8 protein-coding genes are annotated in these 12,124 nt (G+C 70.9%); 3 read left to right on the top strand and 5 right to left on the bottom strand.

Going from position 1 to position 12,124, the window contains the following annotated elements; all coding sequences use genetic code 11:
- Nucleotides 1-3: 3 nt before the first annotated feature.
- The gene (locus RS82_RS05210) at nt 4-1,215 is read right to left on the bottom strand and encodes a glycosyltransferase 87 family protein (RefSeq protein WP_157005406.1); all 1,212 of its coding nucleotides are present in this window, start codon (nt 1,213-1,215) and stop codon (nt 4-6) included.
- Nucleotides 1,216-1,250: 35 nt separating this feature from the next.
- Nucleotides 1,251-2,114, bottom strand: a complete 864-nt coding sequence (locus RS82_RS05205) for an ADP-dependent NAD(P)H-hydrate dehydratase (RefSeq protein WP_045297447.1) — start codon at nt 2,112-2,114, stop codon at nt 1,251-1,253.
- 41 nt (nt 2,115-2,155) lie between these two features.
- Here RS82_RS05205 and RS82_RS05200 point away from each other — a divergent pair, with 41 nt between their 5' ends.
- Nucleotides 2,156-3,220: an NADH:flavin oxidoreductase/NADH oxidase gene (locus RS82_RS05200; protein WP_045297446.1), complete on the top strand. Its 1,065-nt coding sequence runs from the start codon at nt 2,156-2,158 to the stop codon at nt 3,218-3,220.
- 60 nt (nt 3,221-3,280) lie between these two features.
- Here the strand turns inward: RS82_RS05200 and RS82_RS05195 are convergent, their stop codons facing one another.
- Entirely contained in the window at nt 3,281-4,339 is a 1,059-nt protein-coding gene (locus tag RS82_RS05195) for a hemolysin family protein (protein ID WP_045297445.1), read from the bottom strand.
- A complete protein-coding gene (locus RS82_RS05190; RefSeq protein ID WP_045297443.1) occupies nt 4,336-5,664 on the bottom strand; it encodes a hemolysin family protein in 1,329 nt (442 codons plus the stop codon). Before RS82_RS05190 ends, RS82_RS05195 begins: the two co-directional genes overlap by 4 nt.
- Nucleotides 5,665-5,799: 135 nt before the next feature.
- Between RS82_RS05190 and RS82_RS05185 the strand changes: the two genes are divergently transcribed.
- The gene (locus RS82_RS05185) at nt 5,800-6,675 is read left to right on the top strand and encodes an LLM class flavin-dependent oxidoreductase (protein WP_045297441.1); all 876 of its coding nucleotides are present in this window, start codon (nt 5,800-5,802) and stop codon (nt 6,673-6,675) included.
- A 50-nt stretch (nt 6,676-6,725) separates the two neighbouring features.
- Here RS82_RS05185 and guaB1 read toward each other — a convergent pair whose 3' ends face one another.
- Nucleotides 6,726-8,183: a GMP reductase gene (gene guaB1 / locus RS82_RS05180; protein WP_045297440.1), complete on the bottom strand. Its 1,458-nt coding sequence runs from the start codon at nt 8,181-8,183 to the stop codon at nt 6,726-6,728.
- Nucleotides 8,184-8,360: 177 nt separating this feature from the next.
- On the opposite strand from guaB1, the gene RS82_RS05175 reads away from it, so the two are divergent.
- The gene (locus tag RS82_RS05175) at nt 8,361-12,095 is read left to right on the top strand and encodes a multifunctional oxoglutarate decarboxylase/oxoglutarate dehydrogenase thiamine pyrophosphate-binding subunit/dihydrolipoyllysine-residue succinyltransferase subunit (RefSeq protein ID WP_084695463.1); all 3,735 of its coding nucleotides are present in this window, start codon (nt 8,361-8,363) and stop codon (nt 12,093-12,095) included.
- Nucleotides 12,096-12,124 lie beyond the last annotated feature (29 nt).

Raw genomic sequence — 12,124 nt, 5'->3', positions numbered from 1 at the left:
GCACTACTCTGGCACGCGCAGCCGCACCGGCTGGCGCACCGGGAGCCGCACCAGGCGCACCACGACCCACGCGAACAGCGCGACGAGCATGGCGTTGCGCAGGACGACGAGCCAGACGGCCGCGGGCCACAGCACGAGAAGCCAGTCGTAGGCGAACGGGAAGAGCCACTGGGTGAGAGCGAGGATCACCACCGTGAGCGCTGCGGGGCGCAGCCACCGGCGCCGATCGATCGCGAGACCCACGACCATCGGTGCGATCAGCCACGTCATGTACTGCGGCGACCCCACCTTGTTGAGGACGATGAAGCCGAGCACCAGCGCGAATGCCAGTGGCGGGAAGAGCGCGACGAAGGACGCACCCCGCCAGGCCTTGACGGCGCCGATCACCGCGATGGCGAGCATCCCGAGCATGAGGACCGGGGTCATCAGCATGATGACGGTGTCGACCGACGGGCCGGTGATCTGGAACGTGATCAGGTCGGGGTCGTAGAAGATCCGCGCACCGGGGACATCCGCCAGAGCGAGCAGCAGATACACGCTGCTCACCGGCGCTTCGATCTGCAGGCCCCGCGAGGTCTGATCGCCCACGAAGCCGAGCAGGTGCGCGCCGCCGCCGGCGAGCAGGACGACCGCCACGACCACCGCTGAGACGGCGGCAGCGCCGCCGACGACCGCGAGCCGGCGACGCACCGCGATCACCGCCGCGGCGAGCAGTGCCGCCGGCCACACCTTGATCCACGTGGCCACGGCGAGGAGCACGGAGCCCAGCCACGGTCGGCCGACGAGAAACAGCGAACCGGCGACCGCGATCGGCACCGTCACGCCGTCGAGCCGGAACATGCCCACGCCGCCGAGCGCGAGGATCGCCGCCAGCCAGAACCACGCCGCGATCATGCGGCCGCGCGAGCGCCCGTTGCCGACGAGCACTGCGAAGGCCGCGGCATCGAGCGCCGTCACGAGCAATCCCCAGCCCAGGGTGTAGTCCACGACACCGCGCAGCGCCCCGACGAGAAGGATCGGCAGGTGCGCCAGCGGCGGATAGATCCAGTCCTCGGTGATGCCCGGCACGACATCGCCGCCGAGCGTGAGCCCGGCCCACCAGCGGTACAGCTGATCGACGTCCCACGAGGCGGCGTGGTCGCCGGCGAAGCCGAGCCAGATGACGACCGCGTGGACGAGGACGAACGCGATCCACACCCACATCCGCCGCAACACCCCTTCATCCTAGGGATGAGAAGTACGGCCTTCCGTCAGCGGCTCAGTGCCTCGGCGACGGCGCGAGGCAGGGCGTCCGCGACATCCAGAGCTGTGATCGGCCCGTCGCCGAACGGCGGGGAGCTCGGCGCTCGCGCGATGCTCGCGCTCTGCGCGGCGATCGCGCCCGCCCGCCCGTGCAGCCACGCGCCGGAGGCGGCGAGGGAGGCGAGGTTCGCGGCATCCGCGCGTCCTTCTTGCGCCATCGCCCCGGCGACGAGGGCTCCGATGACACCGGCGAGCACATCACCCGTCCCCGCGGTGGCGAGCCAGGGCGTGCCGGACTCGACCGTCGCGACCCATCCGTCGGGCGCCACCACCACGGTGACGCCGCCTTTGAGCAGGACGACGGCGCCGGTGGCCTCGGCGGTCTCGCGGGCGGCGGCGACGCGGTCGGCCGGCGTGTGCCCGAGGCCGAGCGCCGCACGCAGGCGCGCGTGCTCGCGGTCGTGCGGTGTGAGGATGCGGGGGGCCGTGGCCTCGGCGGCGAGGTCCAGCGCCCCGGCGTCGACCACGACCGGGTCGGTGTCGGACAGCAGCGCGCGCAGCGCGGCGGTGTCGGACGGCGTGCGGGCCGAGGCATCCGTTCCCGACCCGATCACCCACGCCTGCACGCGCCCGTCGGCGGTCACCGTCTCGGGCCGGCGTGCGAGCACCAGGTCGGCGGGACGCTCGGGTCCGAGGTAGCGCACCATGCCGAGGCCGGTGCGCCACGCCGCCTCCACACCGAGGACCGCCGCCCCCGGATAGGCGTCGGAGCCCGTCCGCATGCCGAGCACGCCTCGGGAATACTTGTCGTCGTCGGCGGTTGGCCTCCGCAGGGCGCGAGCGGCATCGGCGCGCGTCCACGTCCTCACCATGCGGCCACAGTACCGCGCACCCGATCCGATCCGGAGACCCGATGAGCCGCCTCTTCACCCCTCTCACCCTGCGCGACGTCACCGTGCGCAACCGCCTCTGGGTCTCGCCGATGTGCCAGTACAGCGCGGTCGACGGGGTGCCGCAGGAGTGGCACCACACGCATCTCGCGCAGTTCGCGTCGGGCGGCGCGGGGCTGGTCATGGCGGAGGCGACGGCCGTGTCGCCCGAGGGCCGGATCTCGCCCGAGGACACCGGGCTGTGGAACGACGTGCAGCAGGGCGCGTGGGCGCCGATCGTCGCGGCGATCCGCAGCCGCGGAGCCGTCGCGGGCGTGCAGCTCGCCCACGCGGGCCGCAAGGCCTCCACCTGGTCGCCGTTCTCCGGCCGCCGCGGCTCGGTGGCCGCAGCGGATGGCGGATGGGCCACCGTCGCCCCGTCGGCGATCGCATTCGACGGCTACGCCGAGCCCGTCGCCCTCGACCGCGCGGGCATCGACCGCATCGTGGCCGACTTCGCGGCGGCCGCGCGCCGCGCCGTCGGGGCCGGCTTCCAGGTGCTCGAGCTGCACGGCGCCCACGGGTACCTGCTGCACCAGTTCCTGTCGCCGCTGTCGAACCTGCGCGACGACGAGTACGGCGGTTCGCTCGAGAATCGGGCGCGCCTGCTGCTGCGCGTGCTGGACGCGGTGACGAATGCCGCCCCCGGCGTTGGGGTCATCGTGCGGTTCTCCGCCACCGACTGGGCCGACGGCGGCTGGAACCCCGACGAGACCGCGACTGTCGCTCGCTGGGCGGCGGAGCGCGGAGCGGACTTCTTCGACATCTCCAGCGGCGGACTCGTCGCCCACCAGAAGCTCACGACGGGGCCGGGGTACCAGGTGGAGCTCGCGGCGCGCGTGCGGCGCGAGGCGGGCGTTCCTGTGAACGCGGTCGGCATGATCGACGACGCCGCCCACGCCGAGCGCGTGCTCGCCGAAGACCTCGCCGACGCGGTCATGGCCGGCCGCGAGTGGCTGCGCGACCCTCACTACGGCCTGCGCGCCGCAACCGAGCTGGGCGTCGACATCGACTACTGGCCGGCGCAGTACCTCCGCGCCCGCCTCTGACACGAGAAGCGATGAGCGGATGCCGCGGCCCCGGGCCGCGGCATCCGCTCATCTCGTTCGTCAGAAGCCGCGACGGCGCGTGGCGTCCTGCACCTCGCCGATGAGCTCCTCGATGATGTCCTCGAGGAACAGCACCGCGGTGATCTGACCGGACTCGTCGCGCACCTGTGCGAGGTGGCGGCCGGCACGCCGCATCACGGCCAGCGCGTCCTCCAGGTCGGTCGACTCGAGCACCGGCACCATGTGGTGGATGCGCTTCGTCGCGATCGGGAGGGCCACGTCGGTCGCGGCATCCGGCCCCTCGGCCGCCCGGAGGATGTCCTTCAGGTGCACATAGCCGACCGGCACGCCCGCCTGATCGACGATCACGTAGCGCGAGAAGCCGTGCTTTGCGACGGCGCGTTCGATCTCGTCGGGCGTCGTGACCACCGGGAGCGTCACCAGCTGCGAGAGCGGCACCGCGACGTCGGCCGCCTTCTTGTCGGTGAACTCGACGGCCGCGGCGACCGTGCCCGATGCGTCGTCGAGCACGCCCTCGATGCGGGACTGGTTGACGATCGTCGCCACCTCTTCGAGGGTGAAGGTCGAGGCGGCCTCGTCCTTCGGCTCCACGCGGAAGAGTCGCACGATGTGGTTCGCGGTCCAGTTGAGGCTCACGATCACCGGGTGGAAGATCTTCGACACCCACACCAGGGGCGTCGCCAGCATCAGCACCGCACGGTCGGGCACCGAGAACGCGAGGTTCTTCGGCACCATCTCGCCGAACACCACGTGCAGGTACGACACGACGATCAGCGCGACGGCGAAGGCGACGCCGTCGACGACGGCCTCCGACCAGCCGGTGAGCCCCAGCGGCTCGGCCAGCAGGTGGTGGATGGCGGGCTCGGAGACGTTCAGGATCAGCAGCGAGCAGATCGTGATTCCGAGCTGGCTCGTCGCCAGCATGAGCGTCGCGTGCTCCATCGCGTACAGCGCGGTCTTGGCCGCGCGTGAGCCCTTCTCGGCCAGAGGCTCGATCTGGGAGCGGCGTGCGGAGATGACGGCGAACTCGGCGCCGACGAAGAAGGCGTTGGCGATGAGGAGCACCACCAGCCAGGCGATTCCTGCCCAGTCGCTCATCGGCGATCACCTCCCTCGTTCGCGTCTTCGTGGGGCATCGGCGTGGGTGTGAACCTCACGCGGTCGACGCGGCGGCCCTCCATGCGCTGCACCTCGATGGCGCCGTCCTCGATCTCGACGCTGTCGCCGACGACGGGGATGCGCTCGAGCACGCTCATGATGTACCCGCCGACGGTGTCGTAGACATCGCCCTCGGGGATGCGGATGCCGGTGCGGTCGCGCACCTCGTCGGGCCGCAGCTCGCCGGGGAAGATGACCGTGTCCTGCACTCGGACGATGCCCGCGCGGCGGCGGTCGTGCTCGTCGAGCACCTCGCCGACGATCTCCTCGACGAGGTCCTCGAGGGTGACGACGCCGGCCGTGCCGCCGTACTCGTCGACGACGACGGCCATCTGATACCCGCGTGCACGCAGCTCTGCGACCAGCACGTCGAGGTGGACCGCCTCGGGGAAGCGCAGCGGTTCGGTCGCGAGCGCGGCGGCGGGCACGTCGGCCCGGCGCTCACGGGGAACGCCGACCGCGGCCTTCAGGTGAACGATGCCGGTGATGTCGTCCATGTCCTCGCCGTAGACGGGGAACCGGCTGTGGCCGGTGCGCCGGGCGAGCTGGATGACGTCCTCCGCGGAGTCGTCGGCCGCGAGGGCGTGGATGCTCGGGCGCGGCGTCATGACGTCGGCCGCCGAGAGCCGCGCGAAGGTGAGGCTGCGGTCCAGCAGCGACGCGGTGTCCTCCTCGAGCACACCGGCGCTCGCCGAGCGGCGGACGAGGCTCGAGAGCTCCTCCGCAGTCCGGGCACCGGAGAGCTCCTCCTTCGGCTCGATGCCGACCGAGCGCAGCACGCCGTTGGCGCTGCCGTTGAGCACGACGATCGCGGGACGGAACACCGTCGTGAACGCCACCTGGAACGGCATGACGAGCTTGGCGGTCTGACGTGGGACCGCGAGTGCGAAGTTCTTGGGCACGAGCTCGCCGATGATCATCGAGAAGACGGTCGCGATCGAGACGCCGATGATGGCGGCGAGGGGTCGGGACACCCCGCTCGGGATGCCCCACGCGTCGAAGACCGGCGCGAGCAGGTTCGAGATCGCCGGCTCCATCGTGTAACCGGTGAGCAGGGTGGTCAGGGTGATGCCGAGCTGCGCGCTCGAGAGGTGGGTCGAGGTGATGCGCAGCGCGCTGATCGTCAGCGAGAGCCGGGTTTCACCGGCAGCCTCGCGGGCCTCGAGGTCCGCTCGGTCGAGGTTCACGAGCGCGAACTCGCTGGCGACGAACAGGCCGGTGCCGATTGTGAGAAGAAGCCCCACGCCCAACATGACGTAATCCATCACGCATCACCCCCATTCATCGGGGTGGCGGGTCGGTGGGGCGATTGTCTGCAACTAGGAGGGTCGTCCATCGTGCCGACAAGTCTACGGCAGGCATCCCCGCACGATCCTGGGCTCAGGTGCCAGCATGGCGCTATGACACTGGACAGGATCAGCCTCGTGATCCCCCCGGTCGGACCGTGGCGCGACCAGCAGCGGTGGTACCGGTGGGCCGAGCAGGTCGGCTACGACGTCGTCTACACCTACGACCACCTCACGCACGCGACGGCGCCGGGGCTGTGGCTGAGCGAGGCGTTCACCACGCTCACGGCGGCGGCGGCCGTCACCGAGCGCATCCGCCTCGGCACGCTCGTGGCATCGGCCGTCTTCCGTACGCCGGTCACCCTCGCGCGCGTCGCGATGACCGTGCAGGACGTCTCTGGCGGCCGGCTCGTCCTCGGGCTCGGCATGGGTGCGCCGACGTGCGCGCTGGCCGACCACGGCACCCGCGAGAGCCCTGCCGAGATGTCGGCTCGCTTCGCAGACGTGGTGCGAGGCTACCGGGCGGTGCTCGGCGGGACGACCGAGTGGGAGGGTCGCACGACGTCGTTCCGCGGTCTGGAGACCCTGCCGGCACCCGGGGGCGTCGCCCGCCCGGAGCTCCTGCTCGCCGCCCACGGACCCCGCGCGCTCGCGCTCGCCGCCGCGTACGCGGACACCTGGAACTCGTACGGCGGCCCCGGATCGACGCAGCTCGAGGCCGAGGAGTACTGGGCGCTGCTGGCCCAGCAGGCGCGGGGATTCGACGAGGCGTCCCGGGCCGCTGACCGCGACCCGGCGGCGGTGCGCCGCTCGCTGCTGCTGGGGTTCGGCCGCGTGCGCCCCACGACGAGCGTCCACGAGTACCTCACCGCCGCCGAGCGCGCCGCGGCACTCGGGTTCACCGAGCTCGTCGTGTACGCGCCGGAGTCACCGGCGGGAATGGACTCCGACCCGGCCGTGCACGAGCGCGCGCTCGCCCGCCTGCGCTGACGGAGCCTTCGGCATCACGGATGCCGCGGGCCGCAGCATCCGCAACATCCTCACCAGCTGACCGGCAGCGCCTTGCCCTCTTCGTACCCGGCCGCCGACTGCAGCCCGACCCGCGCGCGGTCGTGGAACTCGGCGACCGTCGAGGCGCCCGCGTAGGTGAAGGAGGACCGCACGCCCGACGTGATCATGTCGAGCAGGTCCTCGAGGCCGGGGCGGAGCGGGTCGAGGTAGATCTTCGACGACGAGATGCCCTCGGCGAAGAGCTCCTTGCGGGCGAGCTCGTACGGATCGAGACGCCCGAACCGCTCGTGCACGGCCTTCGTCGAGGCCATGCCCCACGACTCCTTGTAGGCCCGGCCGGCGTCGTCGACCTGCAGCTCGCCGGGCGCCTCGATGGTCCCCGCGAACCACGAGCCGATCATGACGGATGCCGCACCCGCCGCCAGCGCGAGCGCGACGTCGCGCGGATAGCGCACTCCGCCGTCGGCCCACACGTGCGCACCCATGATGCGGGCGGCCTCGGCGGTCTCGAGGACGGCGGAGAACTGCGGACGGCCGACGGCGGTCATCATGCGCGTCGTGCACATGGCGCCGGGGCCGACGCCGACCTTGAGGATCGTGGCACCGGCGGTGACGAGATCGTGCACCCCCTCTGCGCTCACGATGTTGCCCGCGGCGATCGGGATCCCGAGGTCGAGGTCGGCGACGGCCCGGAGGGCCCGGAGCATGCCCTCCTGGTGGCCGTGGGCGGTGTCGACGACGAGCACGTCCACGCCCGCCCCCGCGAGCGCCTTCGCCTTCGAGGCGACGTCGCCGTTGATGCCGACGGCCGCGGCGACGATGAGCCGGCCCGACGCGTCGACGGCGGGGCGGTACAGCGTCGAGCGCAGCGCGCTGCGGCGCGAGAGGGTGCCGACGAGGTGCCCGTGGTGCAGCACGCACACGGTCTCGGCTTCGGCGGCGACGAGCACGTCGAACGCGTGGCGCGCGCTTTCGATGTCATCGGCATCGACGGATGCGGCGCGCCCGCGCGCGAGGTCGCCCAGGCGCGCGTCGGGAAGGGCCGTGCCCAGCCGGGTCGCCGGGACGATGCCGAGGATGTCGTCCGCGTCGACGTGACCGGACGAGGCGTCCGCGACCACGATGCCGTGCCCCTCGGTGGCGGGGAGCAGTCGCGCCGCGTCGGCGACCGTCGCATCCGGTGGCAGCACGAGCGGGGTGTCCCACGCGGTGGGCTGCGCCTTGACCCAGCGGATCGCGGCGTCGAGCTCCTGCAGCGGCATGTCCTGAGGGAGGACGCCGAGCCCGCCGCGACGGGCCAGGGTGGCCGCGAGGCGCGCACCCGTGACGGAGTTCATGTTCGCCGAGACGAGCGGGAGGGTGGCCGTCGTGCCGTCTCCGGGCGCGAGGTCGACATCGAGGCGGCTCGTGATCGCCGAGCGCCGCGGAACGAGGAAGACGTCAGAGTAGGTCAGGTCGACGTCGGGTGTTTCGCCGTAGAACTCCATGACCGCCAAGGTTAGTGACAGTTCCTGTGCGGATAATCATGCGGGTTCTTTCAGGTTCGCAGCCGCCTGAGGCCGGAACTGCCTGCGCAGACTGGGCTAGGCTTAACCGTCGCGTGTGCGGGCGATCGAGCCCCGCGCGCATCCCAGAACTTCACCGATGAAAGCAGGCGATTCAGCGTGTCGAGCCAGGTGACGGGCGTCGGGGTTTCGAACGAGGGAGAGTTCGGAGCCAACGAGTGGCTCGTCGAGGAGCTGTACGAACAGTTCAAGATCGACCGGAACTCCGTCGACAAGGCGTGGTGGCCCGTTCTCGAGGCCTACCACCCCGCAGACGGAGCAGCACCCACCCAGGCCGCCCCCGCGGCGGCAGCGGCCCCGGCGGCCGCTGCCCCGGCGGCCGCTGCCCCGGCGGCGACCCAGCCGGCGGCCTCCGAGCCCCGTCCGGTGACGGCGCCGATCCCGGTGATCGGCTCGCAGCCGGTGGCGCGCACCACCGCGCGCCCCGCCGCCCCGCAGCCGATCCCGGCGCAGGCGCCGAAGGCACAGCCGTCGGCCGCCGACGGCGAGGCCGACGCCGACGTCGTCACGACGCTGCGCGGCATGCCGAAGACCCTCGCCGCCAACATGGACGAGTCGCTGACCGTCCCCACGGCGACCAGCGTGCGCACGGTGCCGGCGAAGCTGATGATCGACAACCGCATCGTCATCAACAACCACATGGCGCGCACCCGCGGCGGCAAGGTGAGCTTCACGCACCTCATCGGGTGGGCGATCATCCAGGCGCTCAAGGAGTTCCCGAGCCAGAACGTGTTCTACGCCGAGATCGACGGCAAGCCGTCGCTCGTGGCGCCGGCGCACATCAACCTCGGCATCGCGATCGACCTGCCGAAGCCCGACGGCACCCGGGCCCTGCTCGTGCCGAGCATCAAGCGCGCCGAGCAGCTCACGTTCAACGAGTACCTCACGACGTACGAAGACCTCGTCACCCGCGCGCGCAACAACAAGCTCACCGCGGCCGACTTCCAGGGCACGACGATCTCGCTGACCAACCCCGGCGGCATCGGCACCGTCCACTCGGTGCCGCGCCTCATGAAGGGCCAAGGCTGCATCGTCGGCGCCGGTGCCCTCGAGTACCCCGCCGAGTTCCAGGGCGCGAGCGAGAAGACGCTCAACGAGCTCGCGATCGGCAAGACGATCACGCTCACGAGCACGTACGACCACCGCGTCATCCAGGGTGCCGGGTCGGGCGAGTTCCTCAAGAAGGTGCACGAGCTGCTCATCGGCCAGCGCAGCTTCTACGACGACATCTTCGCGGCGCTGCGCATCCCGTACGCGCCCATCCACTGGGCGGCCGACATCAACGTCGACCTCGCCGAGCGCGTCGACAAGACCGCTCGCGTGCAGGAGCTCATCAACTCGTTCCGCGTCCGCGGTCACCTGATGGCCGACATCGACCCGCTCCAGTACGTGCAGCGCACGCACCCCGACCTCGAGATCGAACAGCACGGACTGACGTTCTGGGACCTCGACCGCGAGTTCGTCACCGGTGGTTTCGGCGGCAAGCGCCAGATGAAGCTCCGCGACATCCTCGGCGTGCTGCGCGACTCGTACTGCCGCACGATCGGCATCGAGTACATGCACATCCAGGACCCGACGCAGCGCGCGTGGTTCCAGGAGAACGTCGAGGTCAAGTACCAGAAGCCCGGCCACGACGAGCAGCTGCGCATCCTCGACAAGCTGAACCAGGCCGAGGCCTTCGAGACGTTCCTGCAGACCAAGTACGTCGGTCAGAAGCGCTTCAGCCTCGAGGGCGGCGAGTCGCTGATCCCCCTCCTCGACGAGATCCTGCAGGGTGCGGCCCAGGCGGGCCTCGACGGCGCCGCGATCGGCATGGCGCACCGCGGGCGCCTCAACGTGCTGACGAACATCGCCGGCAAGACGTACGGCCAGGTGTTCCGCGAGTTCGAGGGGTCCGTCGCGATCGGCTCGAAGAGCGGGTCGGGCGACGTCAAGTACCACCTGGGCACCGAAGGCACGTTCGTCGCCGACAACGAGTCCGAGCTGCCCGTCTACCTCGCCGCGAACCCGTCGCACCTCGAGACCGTCGACGGCGTGCTCGAGGGCATCGTCCGCGCGAAGCAGGACCGCAAGCCCATCGGCACGTTCACGTGGCTGCCGATCCTCGTCCACGGCGACGCGGCCTTCTCCGGCCAGGGCGTCGTGGTCGAGACCCTGCAGATGTCGCAGCTGCGCGGCTACCGCACCGGCGGCACGGTCCATGTGGTCGTCAACAACCAGGTGGGTTTCACCACGACGCCGACCGATGCGCGCACCTCGGTGTACGCGACCGACGTCGCCAAGACGATCCAGGCGCCGATCTTCCACGTGAACGGCGACGACCCCGAAGCCGTCACGCGCGTGGCGCAGCTGGCCTTCGCCTACCGCGAGCGCTTCCACCGCGATGTCGTGGTCGACATCGTCTGCTACCGCCGTCGCGGTCACAACGAGGGCGACGACCCGTCGATGACACAGCCCCTCATGACGAACCTCATCGAGGCGAAGCGCTCCGTGCGCCGCCTCTACACCGAGGCTCTCGTCGGTCGCGGCGACATCACCGAGCAAGAGTACGAGAAGGCGAAGCAGGACTTCCAGAACCGTCTCGAGATCGCGTTCGCCGAGACGCACGCGGCCGAGACCGGCTCCTCGCCCATCCTCGTGCCCGACGCAGACATCCAGCCGGCCGCCGGCGAGCCGGCGACCACGGGCGTCTCGCGCGAGATGGTGAGCCTGATCGGCGACACGTTCGTGAACAAGCCCAACGGCTTCACGGTCCACGCCAAGCTGCAGCAGCTGCTCGACAAGCGGCTCGACATGAGCCGCAACGGCTCGATCGACTGGGGCTTCGGCGAACTGCTGGCCTTCGGCTCGCTGCTGCTCGAGAAGACCGATGTGCGCCTCGCGGGCCAGGACTCGCGTCGCGGCACCTTCGTGCAGCGCCACGCCGTCCTGCACGATCGCGCGAACGGCCAGGAGTGGATCCCGCTCACGAACCTCAGCGAGGACCAGGGCCGCTTCTACGTCTACGACTCGCTGCTGAGCGAGTACGCGGCCATGGCGTTCGAGTACGGCTACTCGGTCGAGCGCGCCGACTCGCTCGTGCTGTGGGAGGCCCAGTTCGGCGACTTCGCCAACGGCGCCCAGTCGGTCATCGACGAGTACATCTCGGCGGCCGACCAGAAGTGGGGCCAGCAGTCGAGCGTCGTGCTGCTGCTCCCCCACGGCTACGAGGGCCAGGGACCCGACCACTCGTCGGCACGCATCGAGCGGTACCTGCAGATGTGCGCGCAGGACAACATGACCGTCGCGCGCCCGTCGACCCCGGCGTCGTACTTCCACCTGCTGCGCCGCCAGGCGTACGCGCGTCCGCGCCGCCCGCTTATCGTCTTCACCCCGAAGGCGATGCTGCGCCTGCGCGGCGCGACGAGCCCGGTCGAGGACTTCCTCACCGGCCGGTTCGAGCCGGTGATCGACGAGAACCGCGGCCTCGACAAGTCGGCCGTCAAGCGCGTGCTGCTGCACGCCGGCAAGATCCACTGGGATCTGCGCGCCGAGCTCGACAAGAACCCGAACCCCGAGATCGCGCTGGTGCGCCTGGAGCAGTACTACCCGGCCCCGATCGACGAGCTCAATGCGGTCATCGACTCGTACCCGAACGCCGAGCTGGTGTGGGTGCAGGACGAGCCCGAGAACCAGGGTGCGTGGCCCTTCATCGCCCTCGAGGTCGTGAAGAACCTCAATGGTCGCACCATCAGTCGCGTCTCGCGCGCGTCGGCGGCTTCGACCGCGACCGGTTCGCCGAAGGTGCACGCGGCCGAGCAGGCCGCGATCATGCAGCAGGCGCTCACGCTGTAGGCGGAGCTTTCCGCAGGTTCGGCCCTGGA

It is taken from the genome of Microbacterium trichothecenolyticum (assembly GCF_000956465.1).
GTDB classification, from domain to species: Bacteria; Actinomycetota; Actinomycetes; order Actinomycetales; family Microbacteriaceae; genus Microbacterium; species Microbacterium trichothecenolyticum.
This window is presented reverse-complemented; position numbering and strand designations above follow the sequence as displayed.